The sequence below is a fragment of the Streptomyces nitrosporeus genome, from assembly GCF_008704555.1.
GTDB classification, from domain to species: Bacteria; Actinomycetota; Actinomycetes; order Streptomycetales; family Streptomycetaceae; genus Streptomyces; species Streptomyces nitrosporeus.
Map to the genome: position 1 here is coordinate 4883036 of NZ_CP023702.1, position 16216 is coordinate 4899251.

The following is a 16216-nucleotide window of genomic DNA, read 5'->3' on the forward strand; positions in this document are numbered from 1 at the left end:
CGCGGTCGGCCCGAGGCCTCGAAGAGATACGGGACCACGGTGATGAGCGCCCCAACCCCGGCACCCGGTGACGAAAGCCCCCGCGAGGGGTACTACCCCGACCCGTCCATCCCCGGCTACGTCCGGTACTGGAACGGCGCTTCGTGGGTCCCCGGTACGAGCCGGCCGGCCCCGCAGGGCGGTACGGCCCCCGCACAGCCCGCCACCGGGCAGCCGGCCGTCCCCGCACCGGCCGCCCGGCGTCCCGCGCCGGTGGAGGAGACGGGACCGGTCTACTTCGACGAGGCGGACGAGGACGGCGGCGCCGCCCCGGACCGGGCGGAGCCCGGCGGCCGCCCCGAACCCGCTACCGCCTGGCAGGCCGACACCTCCCGGCAGACCGGCTTCGGCGGTGAGCGCGACCGCCGTGTCTCCTGGGGCGGGGCGGGCTCCGACCCGCGCGTGGGCGGCCCCGCGGAGGGCGCGGGCCAGGCGCCCGCCGACCCGCGCCTGCCCGCCGCGGCGGGCCCGGCCGGCGGGGCGGTGCCCGCGATGCGCGACGGCGGGGACGACGGCCCGCGCGAGGGCGGACGGGAGGACCGGAACGGCGGCGGGCGGGAGGGTGACGCCCAGGACGGCACGGTGACCATCCGCGCGGTGGGGCGGGGCGGCGCCCCCCGTGCTCCTCGTACGCGTGAGGAGGGTCCCGCGGCGGCCGACGGCACGCTGACGATCCGGGCCCACCGGCCCGGCCCGGACGCTCCGGCGAACACCCGGCCCCCGGGCACCGCGGCACCGGCCCCCGCACAGGCTCCCGCCCCCGCCGCACAGCCGCCCGCGGCGTCCCACCGGCCCGCGCTGCCCGCCCAGGGGCGGCCGCCCGTGGCCCCCCAGCCCCTTCCCGGCACACCCCAGCCCCTCGGCCCCGTGGCAGGTCAGGGTGCCTCCTGGGCGCAGCAGGTCCATCAGCTCGCCCGGCCCGAGCAGCCGGTCCACCCGCAGCAGGCCGGTCCCGTCCCGGTGCGGCAGCCCTCGCCCCAGCAGGAGCAGCAGCAGCCGGTCACGCCCTGGAAGCCGCCCGTCGACGACCCCTTCCAGCAGCTCGCCCGCGCCCAGGCGTCCGCCCGGCCGGCCGGGCTCGGCAAGCGGCTGGCCGCCCGGATCCTGGACTCGGTGGTGCTCGGGGCCCTGGTCGGGGCGGTCGGTTTCCCGCTGGCGACCCGGGCGCTGGAGCACATCGACCGGAAGATCGAGGCGGCCGAGCGGACCGGAGAGACGGTCACCGTCTGGCTGCTGGACTCCACCACGGCCGGTCTGCTCGGCGCGGTCATCGGCGCCTTCCTGGTGCTGGGCTTCCTGCTGGAGGCCCTGCCCACCGCCAAGTGGGGCCGCACCCTGGGCAAGAAGCTCTGCGGGCTCGACGTACGCGACATCGAGTCCCACGACGCCCCCGGTCTCAAGGCCGCGGTCCGCCGCTGGCTGGTGTATGGGGTGCTCGGGCTGCTCGTCGTGGGCGTGGTCAACGTGCTGTGGTGCCTGATCGACCGCCCCTGGCGCCAGTGCTGGCACGACAAGGCGGCCCGTACGTTCGTCGCGGGCTGACCCGGCGCACCGGCGCGGCCGCCGGTGCGCGGCACGCCGACGGGCCGTGTACGCCCGTGTGCTGACGGGCCGTCCCCCGAAGGGACCTGATGCGTTGCGGGGCTTTCGGGCCCGGGGTGCACTGCCCCCATGAGCAACGAACCGCCGCCCGGCGGGCCCCCCGAGGACGACGATCCCTTCGCCAAGCGGCCGCCGCAGGGCCCCCCGCCCCCGCAGGGTGGCTCGCCCTACGGCAGCGCACCGCCCCCGCCGCCGTACGACCCGGGTCCGTACGGCGGCGGGGGCCCTTACGGCGGGGCCGATCCGCTGGCCGGCATGCCGCCGCTCGCCGAACCGGGCAAGCGGATCCTGGCGCGGCTGATCGACTTCCTGATCATCTCGATCCCGCTCTACCTGATCTCGCTGCCCTTCGGCGGGGCGGTCGACGTCTCCTCCGAGGACGGCGAGGACTTCGGCAACGCGGTCGGCAACTCCTACACCGGGCACCAGCTGGTCTGGTCGCTGATCGGCCTGGTGGTGTACGTCGCCTACGACACGTACTTCACGCACAAGGACGGCCGGACCCCCGGCAAGCGGCTGCTGAAGATGCGGGTGGCGATGCTCAACGACGGGTCGGTGCCCGACACCAGCTCCGCGCTGATGAGAGCCGTGGTGCTCTGGCTGCCCGCGCTGCTGTGCTGCCCGTGCCTGTGGTGGCTGATCAACATCGTGATGATGTTCACGGACAAGCCCTACCGGCAGGGGCTCCAGGACAAGGCGGGCAAGACCGTCGTCGTCAGTGTCCGCTGACGGGGTGCCCGCGGTGTCCGGCGGCCGGGTGCCCGCGGTGTCCGGCGGGGCGTCCGCCGGGCGCCCGCTCCCGCCCGGCCCCGGCGGTCCGGTCCCCGGTTCAGCGGCGCAGCGAGTGCTCGTCCACGCGTGCCCGGCGGGTGCTCTCCCCGTCCCCGCGCGGGGTTTCGGGCAGTGCGCCGGTGAGGGCGGGGGCCGCGGTCCTCGGAGCGGCTTCGGCCCGTCCCGGCACCGTCACGGCCACCAGCACCCCGAGCGCCAGGGCGGCGGTCCCGATGACGGCCACACCCGCCCCGGACTCCACGCCGGACAGCAGGAGCATGGCGAGGGCCGAGAGGATGACGGTGGCCGAACCGTAGGAGAGCTGGGCGGCGGTCAGTCGCGGCATGACGGTGTCCGTCCTCGGGTGTCGTTTCGGGGCGGTCTCCCGGCGCTTTCGCACTGCCGATCGACTCTACGACGGTGGATGCCCGTCACAGACGCCCGGTATGCGTGACTCTTACCCGGGGAGCCGGTGCACGGGGGGCGCACGGAGTCACGCGGACCGTGGCGGGGCGGCGTGACGCGCCGGTCGGGCAGGGGCCCGCCGGGGCAGGTGTCCGGATAGCGGAAAACGGCCCCCGCATAGTGCAGTTGGCCTGTTCAAGTCAAGACCTGTCTTTTCTCGCGCAACTCCGATCGAATGTCGTCACTTGTGACGCGTTGACGCGCGCGGCCGCTCTTCACCCCCCTGGCCGCAGACCGCGCACGCCGGGGAGGACTGCATCAAGTGAGCAATCAGAGAAGGGCGCTTCGCGCCACCGCGGTGGCCGTGGCGCTGGCAGCCACCGCCGCCACCGCTTCGGCCTTCGCCACCGCGCAGGCGGACGACAGGACGCCGGGTTCCGGCGCCGCGGTCGTCGACCGGCACGACCCCGCGCCGGAGAAGGCGCACGAGCACGACCTGGAAGGCCCCTTCAGCAAGGAGCAGGACGAGCGGCGCCAGGCCGCGCTGGAGCAGGTGCTGTCCGGCGACAAGAAGGTGACGGCCCGCGGCGGCTCCAAGGTCGTCAAGCTGGGCAAGAGCAAGTACGTCGAGCTCGGCCGGGAGAAGACCGACAAGATCTTCACCATCCTCGTGGAGTTCGGCGACCAGGTCGACGACACCACGATGTTCGACCCGGACGGCGACGGCCCGAAGCCGCCCGTCAAGAAGTACGGCGGCACGCCCGGCCCCCAGCACAACGAGATAGCGAAGCCGGACCCGAAGAAGGACAACAGCACCGCCTGGCAGGCCGACTACAGCCAGGAGCACTTCCAGGACCTCTACTTCGGTGAGGGCAAGGGCAAGGAGTCGCTGAAGACCTACTACGAGAAGACGTCCTCCGGGCGCTACTCGGTCGACGGCGAGGTCTCCGACTGGGTCAAGGTCCCGTACAACGAGGCCCGTTACGGCTCCAACTACTGCGGTTCGACCAACTGCGCCAACGTCTGGGACGCGGTCCGCGACGGCGTCAACGCCTGGGTCGCCGACCAGAAGGCCAAGGGCCGCACGCTGGAGCAGATCAAGGCCGACCTGGCGCAGTACGACCAGTGGGACCGCTACGACTTCGACGGCGACGGCGACTTCAACGAGCCCGACGGCTACATCGACCACTTCCAGCTGGTCCACGCCGGCGAGGACGAGTCGGCGGGCGGCGGTGTCGAGGGGACCGACGCGATCTGGGCGCACCGCTGGTACGCCTACGGCACGGACGCCGGCGCGACGGGCCCCGCGGGCAACAAGGCCGGTGGCGCCGAGATCGGTGACACCGGCATCTGGGTCGGCGACTACACCGCGCAGCCCGAGAACGGCGGCCTGGGCGTCTTCGCCCACGAGTACGCCCACGACCTCGGCCTCCCGGACCTCTACGACACCTCCGGGGGCGGCGAGAACTCGGTCGGCTTCTGGTCGCTGATGTCGGCCGGTTCCTGGCTCGGCACCGGTGACGGCCAGATCGGCAACCTGCCCGGCGACATGACCGCCTGGGACAAGCTCCAGCTCGGCTGGCTCGACTACGACACGGCCAAGGCCGCCACGAAGTCGACGCACAAGCTGGGTGTCGCGGAGTACAACACCAAGGACAAGCAGGCGCTCGTCGTCGAGCTGCCGAAGAAGACCGTCACCACCGAGGTCACCGAGCCCGCCGAGGGCACCGGGCAGTGGTGGAGCGACATGGGTGACGACCTGTCGAACACCCTGTCCCGCCCGGTCGACCTGACCGGCAAGGCGTCCGCCTCGCTGGACCTGTCCGGCTGGTACGACATCGAGGCCGACTACGACTACCTCTACACCGAGGTCTCGGACAACGGCGGCGCCTCCTGGACCGCGCTGGACGGCACGGCGGACGGCAAGGCCATCCCGCGCGACGCCAGCGACAAGCCGGCCCTGACCGGCGTCTCCGGTACGTACAAGAAGCTGTCGTTCCCGCTGGACGCCTACGCGGGCAAGAAGATCGACCTCCGCTTCCGCTACCAGACGGACGGCGGCGCGGGCGGCAAGGGCTTCACCGCCGACGCCCTCACCGTCACCGCCGACGGCGCCGCGCTCTTCACCGACGGTGCCGAGGGCGACGACAACGGCTGGACCGCCAAGGGCTTCTCGCGTATCGGGGCGTCGTTCACCAACGACTACCCGCAGTACTACATCGCGGAGAACCGCCAGTACGTCTCGTACGACAAGACCCTCGAGGTCGGCCCGTACAACTTCGGCTTCTCCACCACGCGCCCCGACTGGGTCGAGCACTACTCGTACCAGAACGGCCTGATGGTGTGGCTCTGGGACACCTCCCAGAAGGACAACAACACCTCGCAGCACCACGGCCGGGGCCTGATCCTGCCGGTGGACTCGCACGCGAAGCCGCTGAAGTGGAAGGACGGCACGGTCCTGCGCAACAAGATCCAGCCGTTCGACGCGCCGTTCAGCTGGTACCCGAACAAGGGCTTCACGCTGCACAACGCCGACGTGCCGCTGAAGATCAAGCCCTCGCTGGGCGTGCCGGTCTTCGACGACCGCAAGGGCACCTACTGGTACGAGGAGAACCCGACCGGAAGCGTCAAGGTCTCTGACACCAACACCCGGATCTCGATCGTCAGCGAGCCGCTCAGCGGCTCGACGATCACCGTGAAGGTCGGACCCTCGGCCAAGTAACCGGTGAAACCGCAGGTCAGATCATGATCGGCCGTCGCCCCCTAGCGGGCGGCGGCCGATCGTGTTTAGGTGCGTCTTGACCGATCCTTATTGACGCGATGTCTCACGGGGGAGTGCTGAGCATGGCAGGCGGAGGTTTCTGCAGATTGCCGGACGGCACGGTGGTGGTGGCGCTCACCCTGAGCCGCCCGCCGGAGGGCTCAGGGTGCCCCGACGCCCCGGTACGGGTGCTGGTGCACGCCGTGAACCGGGCACGCGCCCTGACCAGGCTGCGCAACCTGGGGCTGCGCGCGGTCTACCTCAGGGGCAACAGCCAGCCCCCCACGCCGGACGAGATCACGGCGGTGCTGCACCACCCCGACGGGCTGCTGTGGCGGACGGCGCCCCAGGCCGGGCAGGAGCTCTGGCACCCGATCCGGGCGCTGCTCGGGCCCACGGGGTACGCGGGACCCGCCCGGCCGGCCGCCTGAGCGGCTCGGAGCGGGCCCGTACGCCCGCCTCAGGGGTTCAGACGACCGGGGTGCCGGACAGGTCCACGCCCGCGGCCCGCAGCTCCTCCAGGGCCCGCTCGGTCGTCTTCGGAGCCACCCCGGCGGTCAGGTCCAGCAGTACACAGGTGGCGAAGCCCTCACGGGCCGCGTCCAGCGCGGTGGCCCGCACACAGTGGTCGGTGGCGATCCCGACGACGTCGACGGCGGTGACGGACCGGTCCCGGAGCCACTGGGCGAGCCCGGTGCCGTTCTCGTCCACCCCTTCGAAGCCGCTGTAGGCGGCGGCGTACGCCCCCTTGTCGAAGACGGTGTCGATGGCGCCGGAGGCCACGGCGGGAGCGAAGTTCGGGTGGAAGCCCACCCCCTCCGTGCCCGCGACGCAGTGCGCCGGCCACGAGTGCTCGAAGTCAGGGCTGTCCGAGAAGTGCCCGCCCGGGTCGATGTGGTGGTCCCGGGTGGCCACCACATGGCGGTAGCCGGGCCGGGCCTCACCGATCAGGTCGGTGATGGCGGCGGCGACATCGGCACCACCCGCCACCGCGAGGCTCCCGCCCTCGCAGAAGTCGTTCTGAACGTCGACGACGATCAAGGCGCGATGCATGACAGATGTCCTTCGGTGGGGGACGGGCGGAATACCGGCGGACCGGCGGGGCCGGGGGCCCCCGCCGAGCCTAGAGAATCAGCGCGGCGGGGGGAATCGGCACGGTCCGCGGGCCCGGCCCGCACGGCCGCTCCCGGCGGGCGGCCCCCGCCGGACCCCGCCCTGCGGGCCGCGGCCCGCAGGGGCGCCCCGCCGCCCGTCCCCGCCCGGACCTCATACGTACTCGGTCGGGATCACCGGCTCGCCCCGCGACAGCTGGATCGCCGACATCGGCAGCCCGGTCCGGGCCGCGATGTGCCGCTCCCTCGCCGCCTCCAGCGGCTCCCGGGCGACCACCCGGCCGCCCCTGACCAGCTCCACCTGCAACTGCTCCGCCGCCAGCTCCGCCGGGACCTCCCCGGTGCCGATCACCTCGGCCTCGGCCACCCCGTGCCCGTCCAGCCTGCGCGCCGCCCACTTGCGGCCGCCCCGCGACGACTTCGCGCCCAGCGACTTCTTGACCACGGGCAGCAGCGGGGCGGCCGGATCGGCGGACTCCGCGCGGGCCACCAGCTTGTAGACCATCGAGCACGTCGGGTGCCCGCTCCCGGTCACCAGCTGCGTCCCCACCCCGTACGTGTCCACCGGGGCGGCGGCCAGCGAGGCGATCGCGTACTCGTCGAGGTCGGAGGTCACCACGATCTTCGTCTCGGTGGCACCCAGCTCGTCCAGCTGCTGCCGCACCCGGTGCGCGACCAGCAGCAGGTCACCGGAGTCGATGCGTACGGCACCGAGCTCGGGCCCGGCGACCTCCACCGCCGTCCGTACCGCCTCGGTCACGTCGTAGGTGTCCACCAGCAGCGAGGTGCCCCGCCCCAGCGACTCCACCTGCGCCCGGAAGGCGTCCCGCTCGCTGTCGTGCAGCAGGGTGAAGGCGTGCGCACTGGTGCCGACGGTGGGGATGTTGTAGCGGAAGCCCGCCGCCAGGTCCGAGGTGGTGTGGAAACCGCCGACGTACGCGGCACGGGCCGCGGCCACCGCCGACAGCTCGTGGGTGCGGCGCGCGCCCATCTCGATCAGCCGGCGCCCGCCCGCGGCGGCGGACATCCGGGACGCCGCGGCGGCGATCGCCGAGTCGTGGTTGAGGATGGAGAGGATCACCGTCTCCAGCAGCACGCACTCGGCGAAGGAGCCCTCGACCCGCAGCAGCGGCGAGCCCGGGAAGTACACCTCGCCCTCCGGGTAGCCCCAGATGTCACCGCTGAAGCGGTAGTCGGCCAGCCAGTCGACGGTCGCCGCGTCCACGACGCGCTGGTCGCGCAGGAAGCCGAGCATCTCGTCGTCGAAGTGGAAGTTCTCCACCGCGTCCAGCACCCGCCCGGTGCCCGCGACGACGCCGTAGCGCCTGCCCTCGGGCAGCCGCCGGGTGAACGCCTCGAAGACGGAGCGCCGGTCGGCGGTGCCGGCCTTCAGTGCGGCCTGCACCATCGTGAGCTCGTACTGGTCGGTGAAGAGCGCGGTCGACGGCACACCGACCCGTCGCCCAAGGTCCGCTGAGTTCATGCCGGCGACTCTACCCCCTATTCGTCAAAGTGACGAGATGGGGCCGCCGTTTATGCGCGAGCCCTGCCCGGGTGGCAGCATGGGACAGGTGAGCGTTGCTTCCCCCGTAGAGATCGAACGTCCCGAATCGGCCGAGGAGACCTTCGTCGTCCCCGAGCCCGACGTCCCGTGGGTGACGCTGGTGCACAACGACCCGGTCAACCTCATGAGCTATGTGACGTATGTCTTCCAGGCCTACTTCGGCTACTCCAAGGACAAGGCGCACAAACTCATGCTGGACGTCCACCAGAAGGGCCGCGCCGTCGTCTCCAGCGGAAGCCGGGAGGAGATGGAACGCGACGTCCAGGCCATGCACGGCTACGGCCTCTGGGCCACGCTGACCCAGGACCGCAACTGACGCACCGCCGCCCCAGGCCCCTCCCCGCACCGCCCGACCCACTCATCGGAGAATCCATGGCCGGCCACTTCGAGGCCACCCCCGGCGGCGGCGCCGCCGTCGCGCTCGACGAGGTGGAGATCGCCATCCTGCGCTCCCTCGCCGTCCAGCTGCTGGAACTGATCGGGCCCGGCGACGAGCCGGCCGAGGGCGAGGACCCGCTCGCCGCCCTCTTCGCCGAAGGCCCCAGCGAACCGCCCGCCGACCCGGCCCTGGCCCGGCTCTTCCCCGACGCCTACAGCAACGAGGACGAGGAACTGCGGGAGGCGTCCTCCGAGTTCCGCCGCTTCACCGAGCGGGACCTGCGCGGCCGCAAGCGCGAGGACGCGCTCGTCGTCGTACGCACCCTGGACACCCTCACGCCCGCCGGCGACGGCGGCGCGGTGCTCACCCTCGACGCCGGGGAGTGCCGGCACTGGCTCGGCGCCCTCAACGACCTGCGGCTGACCATCGGCACCCGGCTGGAGGTCGACGAGGAGGACGAGGGGCAGGACGGATCGCTCTACCGGCTGCCTGACAGCGACCCCCGTAAACCCATGGTGATGGCCTATCTCTGGCTCGGCGCGCTCCAGGAAACACTCATCGAAACGCTGATGCCCGACTGACATCGGACGTTCGCTCAACGGGCACTCAAATCCGAATAACGATCGCGTCACCCGAACAGCCTCCTTTGCCGCACCGGACGCCTCTTGTCCGCTTTTTCCTGTGGTGTGCGCCACAGAATGTCCGACGGTTCCCCGGGGCACTCGTGATAGATCTTCACGACCGCCGGGGACGCCACCCCTGTCCCCGGGGTCGCCACAGGCCGGCCGAACGCCGGCGGCACTCCATCCATATCCGGGGGGATCAGGACCTGATCCGACGCCTGCGAGGGCGCGGATCGGCGTGGAGAAAGGCGCACACCATGACATCGGCGCAGGTGGACGAAGGACAGGCGGACGACCCGAAGGGCCGGGAGTCCGGCAGATCGGCGGAGGGCTACCAGCGCGGCCTGGGAGCCCGGCAGATCCAGATGATCGCCATCGGCGGCGCCATCGGCACCGGACTCTTCCTCGGTGCCGGCAAGGCCATCGACCGGGCGGGACCCAGCCTCATCCTGGCGTACGCCGTCGCGGGCCTGGTCATCTTCTTCATCATGCGGGCCCTCGGCGAACTCCTCATGTACCGCCCGGTCTCCGGGTCCTTCTCGGAGTACGCGCGCGAATTCATCGGCCCCTTCTTCGGATTCGTCACCGGCTGGACCTACTGGCTTTTCTGGGTTGTCACGGGCATCACCGAAGTCACCGCGGCGGCCCTCTACATGACGTACTGGTGGGACATCCCGCAATGGCTGTCCGCCCTCGTGTTCACCGTCATCCTGTACGGCGCCAACCTCATCTCGGTGAAGGTCTTCGGAGAACTCGAGTTCTGGTTCTCGATGGTGAAGGTCACCGCCATCGTCGGCATGATCCTCATCTGTGCGGGCGTCCTCACCCTCGGCTTCTCCGACGCCGGTGACACCGCCACCGTCGCCAATCTGTGGAACGACGGAGGCTTCTTCCCCGAGGGCATCGGCGGCACCCTGATGACCCTGCAGATCGTGATGTTCGCCTTCCTCGCCGTCGAACTGGTCGGCGTCACCGCGGGCGAGTCCAAGGACCCCAGGACCGTCCTGCCCAAGGCGATCAACACCGTCCCCTGGCGCATCGCCGTCTTCTACGTCGGCGCGCTGATCATGATCCTCTCGGTGGTCCCCTGGAGCACCTTCACCCCGGGCGTCTCGCCCTTCGTCGCCGCCTTCGAGGAGATGGGCCTCGGGGTCGGGGCCGCGATCGTCAACTTCGTCGTGCTGACCGCCGCGCTCTCCTCCTGCAACTCCGGCATGTACTCCACCGGCCGGATGCTGCGCGACCTCGCGCTCAACGGACAGGGCCCGAAGCTCTTCACCCGGCTGACGGGGAACGGCCTGCCGCTCGTCGGCACCACCTTCTCCGCCGCCCTGATGCTCGTCGGCGTCTGGATCAACTACCAGTGGCCCGGCGACGCCTTCAACTACGTCGTCTCCTTCGCCACCATCTCCGGCATGTGGGCCTGGATCATGATCCTCGTCAGCCAGATCCGCTACCGGGCCCGCGCCGACCGCGGCGAACTCCCGCAGTCCTCCTTCAGGGCCCCCGGCGCACCCTTCACCTCCTGGTTCGCCCTCTCCTTCATCGGCCTGGTGGTCTTCATGATGGCCATCGACGAGGACACCAGGATCTCGCTGTACTGCGCCCCGCTGTGGGCCCTGGTCCTCGGCGTCTCCTACCTCGTGCTCAAGGCCCGCAACCCCGGCAGCCCGTCCTTCGCCAAGCGCCGCTGAACCCGCCCGGACCGGCCCCGCGAAAGGGCTGTGTCCAGGATCCGGGCCCTCCCGTACCACCCCTCGGTACGGGAGGGCCCGTCTGCTTATCCTGGCGCCATGCTGACCATCACCCAGGAGCTGTACGACCGGATCGTGGAGCACTCCCGAGCCGACCACCCCGACGAGGCGTGCGGCGTGGTCGCGGGTCCGGCCGGAACGGGCCGCGCCGAACGCTTCATCCCGATGCTCAACGCCGCACGCTCACCCACCTTCTACGAGTTCGACTCGACCGACCTGCTGAAGCTCTACCGCGAGATGGACGACCGTGACGAGGAGCCGGTGATCATCTACCACTCCCACACGGCGACCGAGGCATACCCCTCCCGCACCGACGTCTCCTACGCCAACGAGCCCGGCGCCCACTACGTACTGGTCTCCACCGCCGACGCCGACGACGCGGGCCCCTTCCAGTTCCGCTCGTACCGCATCGTGGACGGCGAGATCACCGAGGAAGAGGTCCAGGTCGTCGAGGCCCACCCGCCGACGGCCTGACCCGCCCGAGGGGCGGACCCCTGCGCCGCACGGGCGTCCGCCCCCACCCGCCACCCTACCCATGCCCGCATACTGGACGCGGACCGTCCGCCATGCGGGATCACACTCCGGGTTCCCGTACGGGAATCGATACGATGAGCGCATGGTTCTCCATGACGTGAGCGAAAAGACGCCGGGCATGCTGCTCGTCGCGCGGCTGCACGTCGACCTGTGCAGGTTGTCCAGCGCGATGTGTCCCGTCTCCGCATGCCCGTGAACCGCACGGCCTGAGCCGCGTTCCGAGCCCCACACACGTACGCCCCACCCCTGCGCGGGGGCACACAAACGCGCGCCCCACGCCACACTCCCCGTTTCCGACAGGAGCCCACGCCATGGCCATCGAGGTCCGCATCCCGACCATCCTCCGCACCTACACCGACGGCGCCAAGGCGGTCGAAGGCAACGGGGAGACCCTCGCCGACCTCTTCACCGACCTGGAGAGCCGCCACACCGGCATCCGCGAGCGCATCGTCGAGGGCGACAAGCTCCGCCGCTTCGTGAACGTCTACCTCAACGACGAGGACGTCCGCTTCCTCGACGGCATCTCCACCAAACTCAGCGACGGCGACAACGTCACCATCCTCCCGGCCGTCGCCGGCGGCATGCGCTGATGCGGTACGACTCCCCGCTGGCGGCCGTGGGCAACACCCCCCTGGTGCGGCTGCCCCGGCTGTCCCCGTCCGAGGACGTCCGCGTCTGGGCCAAACTGGAGGACCGCAACCCCACCGGCTCGGTCAAGGACCGCCCCGCGCTCCACATGGTCGAGCAGGCGGAGAAGGACGGCCGCCTCACCCCGGGCTGCACGATCCTCGAACCCACCAGCGGCAACACCGGCATCTCCCTCGCCATGGCGGCCAGGCTCAAGGGCTACCGCATCGTGTGCGTCATGCCGGAGAACACCTCCCAGGAACGGCGCGACCTGCTCACCATGTGGGGCGCCGAGATCATCTCCTCCCCGGCGGCGGGCGGATCCAACACCGCCGTCCGCGTCGCCAAGGAGCTCTCGGCCGAGCACCCGGACTGGGTGATGCTCTACCAGTACGGCAACCCCGACAACGCCGGTGCCCACTACGCCACCACCGGCCCGGAGATCCTCACCGACCTCCCCTCCATCACCCACTTCGTCGCGGGCCTCGGCACCACCGGCACCCTCATGGGCGTCGGCCGCTACCTGCGCGAGCACAAGCCGGACATCAGGATCGTGGCGGCGGAACCGCGCTACGACGACCTCGTCTACGGACTCCGCAACCTCGACGAGGGCTTCGTACCGGAGCTCTACGACGAGACCGTGCTCACCACCCGCTTCTCGGTGGGCTCCGCCGACGCGGTCACCCGCACCCGCGAACTGCTCCAGCAGGAAGGCATCTTCGCGGGCGTCTCCACCGGAGCCGCCCTCCACGCGGCGATCGGCGTCGGACAGAAAGCGGTCAAGGCCGGTGAGACGGCCGACATCGTCTTCGTCGTCGCCGACGGCGGCTGGAAGTACCTGTCGACGGGCGTCTACACCGCCCCGACCACCGAAGCCGCCATCGAGACCCTGCAGGGCCAGCTCTGGGCCTGACGGCCCGCGGCTGACGGACCGGCGGCCTCCGGCCGGACGGACACACCCGGGCCCGGCCCGGTGCGGCGCCCCGAACGCGCCCCACCGGCCGGGCCCGCCCGCGTCCGCGTACCCGCCCCGGACCCCGCGTGCCCGGTGCCCGCCCCCGCCCCGGCCTCCCGCACGTGCCCGGTGCCCGCCGCCCTCCCGTGCGTGCCCGGTGCCCGCCCCCGCCCCGGGCCCCGCGTACTTGGCGGCCGGCGGGCCGTCAGCCCAGACCCCGCACCCGGCCCCACACCTCGGACCCCACCTCACCGACCCTCCGGCGGAACCCCGCCACAGGGACGTCCCGCAACTCGTCCGTCTCCAGGAAACTCGCACGCCCCCGCGCGTCCCCCACCGCACCGGCCGGCAACGCGATCACCCCCGGCCGCTCCGCGTGGTGCTTACTGGTGATCTTGACGACCACCGCCGTGCCGCCCCGCACCGACAGCACCAGACACGGCCGGTCCTTCGACCCCGGCCCGTCCTCGTACGGCACGTCCGCCCACCAGATCTCCCCGGGCCGCGGCCCGGGGCCCCCGCGCCCCCCGGACGGCGGAACCGTCCGCTCCGGCACCCGCCCCCGCGGACGCCGCGGCCCACCCGGCCGGCGGCCCCGCGGCCCACGGCCGCTCCGCCCCCACCCGTCGGAAACCGAAGCGGCCAGAGCCAGCAGGACAACGGCGGCCAGCGCCACCCACCACCACGTGTTCATCCCCCGACCGTACCGGCGGCCCGCACCACCCCGTCTTCCATCGAACCGGTGACAGCACAGGTGAGTTCCCCCACAACGGCAGGCCGCAGAGGCGCGAGGGGTCGTACGGACCCTTACTCTCGACGGACCGCACGAACCCTCCCCGTTCCCACGTCACGGAGGTTCACGCCCCATGAAGCTCACCGTCGTCGGCTGCTCCGGCTCCTTCCCGTCCGCGGGTTCGGCCTGCTCGAGCTACCTCGTAGAGGCCGACGGCTTCAGGCTGCTCCTCGACATGGGCAACGGCGCCCTCGGCGAGCTGCAGCGCCACGCGGGTCTCTACGACCTCGACGCCATCTTCCTCAGCCACCTCCACGCCGATCACTGCATCGACATGTGCGCGTACTTCGTCGTGCGCTACTACCGCTTCGACGGCGGACGCCCCGCCCCGATCCCGGTCTACGGACCCGAGGGCACCGAACAGCGGCTGACCACCGCCCACGCGGACACCCCGTCCGAGCACGCGATGAGCGAGGTCTTCGACTTCCGCACCCTGAAGTCCGGATCGTTCGAGATCGGCCCCTTCTCCGTCCGTACGGAACAGGTCAGCCACCCCGTCGAGACCTTCGGCATCCGCATCGAGCACAACGGCCGCACCCTCACGTACTCCGGGGACACCGGAGTCTGCGAGGCCCTGGACGAACTCGCGGAAGGAACCGACCTGTTCCTCTGCGAAGCGTCGTTCGTCCACGGCAAGGAGGACATCCCGGACCTCCACCTCAACGGCCGCGAAGCCGGCGAGTACGCCGCACGCGCCGGAGCGGGCCGGCTGGTCCTCACCCACATCCCCCCGTGGACCGACGCCGAACGCAACCGCGCCGACGCCCGCGCCGTCTACGACGGCCCGGTCGAGCTGGCCGCCCCCGGCGCCGTGTACGAGGTGTAGGACGCAAAGGCGCGGGGCGCGCACGAACCGGGGGCTCCCGTGGAGGAGCCCCCGGCCGGCGGCCACCGCTACTTCGTCAGGTTCCGCTCGGTCTCCTTCTCCTCCTCCTCGGGCTCACGCCCCGGAGTGGGAAGGTCGAACCTGGTGATCGCGAACCGGAAGACCACGTAGTACACCACCGCGAAGCACAGGCCGATCGGAACGACCAGCCACGGCTTGGTGTCCAGATGCCAGTTGACGACGTAGTCGATCAGACCCGCCGAGAAACTGAACCCCGCGTGCACACCGAGCGCCCAGGTCACGCCCATCGAGACACCCGTGAGCACCGCGTGCACCCCGTACAGCAGCGGCGCGACGAACATGAACGAGAACTCCAGGGGCTCGGTCACACCCGTCACGAAGGACGTCAGCGCCACCGACAGCATCAGCCCGCCGACCTCCTTGCGCCGCTCCGGCCGTGCGGTGTGCGCGATCGCCAGCGCCGCCGCGGGCAGACCGAACATCATGATCGGGAAGAACCCCGAGGTGAACTGGCCGGCCGACGGGTCCCCGGCGAAGAACCGCGAGATGTCACCCTGGACGGTCCCGTCGCCTCCGGTGTACTCGCCCGCCTGGAACCAGAAGAACGTGTTCAGGAACTGGTGCATACCGATCGGGATCAACAACCGGTTCGCGAAGCCGAAGATGGCCGCGCCCCACGCGCCCAGATCGATCAGCTGCTTGGAGAACCAGGTCAGCGCGTCCCCGACCGGCTGCCACAGCAGACCGAACGCCACACCCAGGACCACGCACAGGAACGCCATCAGGATCGGCACCAGGCGGCGCCCGTTGAAGAACCCCAGCCAGTCCACCAGCTTCGTACGGTGGTAGCGCTGCCACACCACGGCGGTCAGCAGGCCGATCAGGATGCCGCCCAGCACCCCCGGGTTCTGCGGCTCACCGTCCGGCACCGCCTCGGTCACCGTGCCGTCCACCGGGAACGCCGCCAGCACACCCCGGTACACGAGGAAGCCGACGACCGCCGCGAGCGCGGTCGAGCCGTCGGCCTTCCTGGCGAAACCGATCGCCACACCGATGCAGAACAACAGCGGAAGCCCCACGGTGCCGTCCAGGATGGCGTTGCCGCCGTTGAGCAGGACCTTGGACGTCTTGTCCCAGAAAGCGCCGTGCAGATACGAGTCGAAGAGGTTGCCCAGGCTGACGAGCAGACCGGCCGCGGGCAGCACCGCCACGGGCAGCTGAAGGCTGCGGCCCACCTTCTGAAGGCCCTGGACCGGGCCGTTCCACCACTTGCGGCGCGGTTCCGCCGTCGCGGTCGCACTCATCGGCTTCCTCCCGGGACACATCGGATCTGACAGCCGCCGCGAACCGGCCGCCGGACGGATGCCGTCCGCGCACAGGGCACGGGGCGTGGTGATCGTCATCCTTCGGGACCCCGGGAGCACCCGCCCGCGAAGTTGGGCCAACCGTG

At 71.3% G+C, this 16216-nt stretch carries 17 protein-coding genes; 12 read left to right on the plus strand and 5 right to left on the minus strand.

Going from position 1 to position 16216, the window contains the following annotated elements; translation table 11 throughout:
• The first annotated feature begins 42 nt into the window (after positions 1-42).
• Both CP967_RS21610 and CP967_RS21615 read left to right on the plus strand, forming a co-directional pair.
• Positions 43-1581 carry an RDD family protein gene (locus tag CP967_RS21610; RefSeq protein WP_150489549.1) on the plus strand — a complete coding sequence of 513 codons (1539 nt, stop codon included), beginning with the start codon at positions 43-45 and terminating at the stop codon, positions 1579-1581.
• A 129-nt stretch (positions 1582-1710) separates the two neighbouring features.
• A complete protein-coding gene (locus tag CP967_RS21615) occupies positions 1711-2370 on the plus strand; it encodes an RDD family protein (protein WP_150489550.1) in 660 nt (219 codons plus the stop codon).
• A 100-nt stretch (positions 2371-2470) separates the two neighbouring features.
• On the opposite strand, the gene CP967_RS21620 is transcribed toward CP967_RS21615, so the two are convergent.
• Positions 2471-2758 carry a hypothetical protein gene (locus tag CP967_RS21620; RefSeq protein ID WP_150489551.1) on the minus strand — a complete coding sequence of 96 codons (288 nt, stop codon included), beginning with the start codon at positions 2756-2758 and terminating at the stop codon, positions 2471-2473.
• Positions 2759-3139: 381 nt separating this feature from the next.
• On the opposite strand from CP967_RS21620, the gene CP967_RS21625 reads away from it, so the two are divergent.
• On the plus strand, positions 3140-5539 hold the full coding sequence (locus tag CP967_RS21625; RefSeq protein WP_150489552.1) for an immune inhibitor A domain-containing protein: 2400 nt from the start codon (positions 3140-3142) through the stop codon (positions 5537-5539).
• 122 nt (positions 5540-5661) lie between these two features.
• The gene (locus CP967_RS21630; protein WP_150489553.1) at positions 5662-6009 is read left to right on the plus strand and encodes a hypothetical protein; all 348 of its coding nucleotides are present in this window, start codon (positions 5662-5664) and stop codon (positions 6007-6009) included.
• Between the two features lie 37 nt (positions 6010-6046).
• On the opposite strand, the gene CP967_RS21635 is transcribed toward CP967_RS21630, so the two are convergent.
• Together CP967_RS21635 and CP967_RS21640 are read right to left on the minus strand one after the other, a co-directional pair.
• The gene (locus CP967_RS21635) at positions 6047-6631 is read right to left on the minus strand and encodes an isochorismatase family protein (protein WP_150489554.1); all 585 of its coding nucleotides are present in this window, start codon (positions 6629-6631) and stop codon (positions 6047-6049) included.
• A 213-nt stretch (positions 6632-6844) separates the two neighbouring features.
• Positions 6845-8173: a nicotinate phosphoribosyltransferase gene (locus tag CP967_RS21640; RefSeq protein WP_150489555.1), complete on the minus strand. Its 1329-nt coding sequence runs from the start codon at positions 8171-8173 to the stop codon at positions 6845-6847.
• 79 nt (positions 8174-8252) lie between these two features.
• Here CP967_RS21640 and clpS point away from each other — a divergent pair, with 79 nt between their 5' ends.
• From clpS to CP967_RS21675, 7 genes are all read left to right on the plus strand, one after another.
• The gene (gene clpS, locus CP967_RS21645; RefSeq protein ID WP_150489556.1) at positions 8253-8570 is read left to right on the plus strand and encodes an ATP-dependent Clp protease adapter ClpS; all 318 of its coding nucleotides are present in this window, start codon (positions 8253-8255) and stop codon (positions 8568-8570) included.
• Positions 8571-8626: 56 nt separating this feature from the next.
• Entirely contained in the window at positions 8627-9214 is a 588-nt protein-coding gene (locus CP967_RS21650) for a DUF2017 domain-containing protein (protein ID WP_150489557.1), read from the plus strand.
• A gap of 299 nt (positions 9215-9513) precedes the next feature.
• Positions 9514-10950, plus strand: coding sequence for an amino acid permease (locus CP967_RS21655; protein WP_150489558.1), 1437 nt, complete (start codon positions 9514-9516; stop codon positions 10948-10950).
• Positions 10951-11049: 99 nt separating this feature from the next.
• A complete protein-coding gene (locus CP967_RS21660; RefSeq protein WP_150489559.1) occupies positions 11050-11484 on the plus strand; it encodes a M67 family metallopeptidase in 435 nt (144 codons plus the stop codon).
• A 142-nt stretch (positions 11485-11626) separates the two neighbouring features.
• Positions 11627-11740 (plus strand): putative leader peptide, encoded by a 114-nt coding sequence (locus tag CP967_RS35250; RefSeq protein WP_341874673.1) that lies wholly within the window; start codon positions 11627-11629, stop codon positions 11738-11740.
• 115 nt (positions 11741-11855) lie between these two features.
• Positions 11856-12134 carry a MoaD/ThiS family protein gene (locus CP967_RS21670; protein WP_150489561.1) on the plus strand — a complete coding sequence of 93 codons (279 nt, stop codon included), beginning with the start codon at positions 11856-11858 and terminating at the stop codon, positions 12132-12134.
• A complete protein-coding gene (locus CP967_RS21675) occupies positions 12134-13084 on the plus strand; it encodes a PLP-dependent cysteine synthase family protein (protein WP_150489562.1) in 951 nt (316 codons plus the stop codon). Before CP967_RS21670 ends, CP967_RS21675 begins: the two co-directional genes overlap by 1 nt.
• 247 nt (positions 13085-13331) lie before the next feature.
• Here the strand turns inward: CP967_RS21675 and CP967_RS21680 are convergent, their stop codons facing one another.
• Positions 13332-13820, minus strand: a complete 489-nt coding sequence (locus CP967_RS21680) for a type II toxin-antitoxin system PemK/MazF family toxin (protein ID WP_150489563.1) — start codon at positions 13818-13820, stop codon at positions 13332-13334.
• 172 nt (positions 13821-13992) lie between these two features.
• Here CP967_RS21680 and CP967_RS21685 point away from each other — a divergent pair, with 172 nt between their 5' ends.
• On the plus strand, positions 13993-14745 hold the full coding sequence (locus CP967_RS21685; RefSeq protein WP_150489564.1) for an MBL fold metallo-hydrolase: 753 nt from the start codon (positions 13993-13995) through the stop codon (positions 14743-14745).
• A 68-nt stretch (positions 14746-14813) separates the two neighbouring features.
• On the opposite strand, the gene CP967_RS21690 is transcribed toward CP967_RS21685, so the two are convergent.
• Positions 14814-16070, minus strand: a complete 1257-nt coding sequence (locus tag CP967_RS21690) for a PTS transporter subunit EIIC (protein WP_150489565.1) — start codon at positions 16068-16070, stop codon at positions 14814-14816.
• Between the last annotated feature and the right edge of the window lie 146 nt (positions 16071-16216).

Bases quoted from the DNA above. Each gene is read 5' to 3' on its own strand.
- CP967_RS21610 (WP_150489549.1), top strand. From the start codon at position 43: ATGAGCGCCCCAACCCCGGCACCCGGTGACGAAAGCCCCCGCGAGGGG.
- CP967_RS21615 (WP_150489550.1), top strand. From the start codon at position 1,711: ATGAGCAACGAACCGCCGCCCGGCGGGCCCCCCGAGGACGACGATCCC.
- CP967_RS21620 (WP_150489551.1), bottom strand. From the start codon at position 2,758: ATGCCGCGACTGACCGCCGCCCAGCTCTCCTACGGTTCGGCCACCGTC.
- CP967_RS21630 (WP_150489553.1), top strand. From the start codon at position 5,662: ATGGCAGGCGGAGGTTTCTGCAGATTGCCGGACGGCACGGTGGTGGTG.
- CP967_RS21635 (WP_150489554.1), bottom strand. From the start codon at position 6,631: ATGCATCGCGCCTTGATCGTCGTCGACGTTCAGAACGACTTCTGCGAG.
- CP967_RS21640 (WP_150489555.1), bottom strand. From the start codon at position 8,173: ATGAACTCAGCGGACCTTGGGCGACGGGTCGGTGTGCCGTCGACCGCG.
- clpS (WP_150489556.1), top strand. From the start codon at position 8,253: ATGGGACAGGTGAGCGTTGCTTCCCCCGTAGAGATCGAACGTCCCGAA.
- CP967_RS21650 (WP_150489557.1), top strand. From the start codon at position 8,627: ATGGCCGGCCACTTCGAGGCCACCCCCGGCGGCGGCGCCGCCGTCGCG.
- CP967_RS21655 (WP_150489558.1), top strand. From the start codon at position 9,514: ATGACATCGGCGCAGGTGGACGAAGGACAGGCGGACGACCCGAAGGGC.
- CP967_RS21660 (WP_150489559.1), top strand. From the start codon at position 11,050: ATGCTGACCATCACCCAGGAGCTGTACGACCGGATCGTGGAGCACTCC.
- CP967_RS35250 (WP_341874673.1), top strand. From the start codon at position 11,627: ATGGTTCTCCATGACGTGAGCGAAAAGACGCCGGGCATGCTGCTCGTC.
- CP967_RS21670 (WP_150489561.1), top strand. From the start codon at position 11,856: ATGGCCATCGAGGTCCGCATCCCGACCATCCTCCGCACCTACACCGAC.
- CP967_RS21675 (WP_150489562.1), top strand. From the start codon at position 12,134: ATGCGGTACGACTCCCCGCTGGCGGCCGTGGGCAACACCCCCCTGGTG.
- CP967_RS21680 (WP_150489563.1), bottom strand. From the start codon at position 13,820: ATGAACACGTGGTGGTGGGTGGCGCTGGCCGCCGTTGTCCTGCTGGCT.
- CP967_RS21685 (WP_150489564.1), top strand. From the start codon at position 13,993: ATGAAGCTCACCGTCGTCGGCTGCTCCGGCTCCTTCCCGTCCGCGGGT.
- CP967_RS21690 (WP_150489565.1), bottom strand. From the start codon at position 16,070: ATGAGTGCGACCGCGACGGCGGAACCGCGCCGCAAGTGGTGGAACGGC.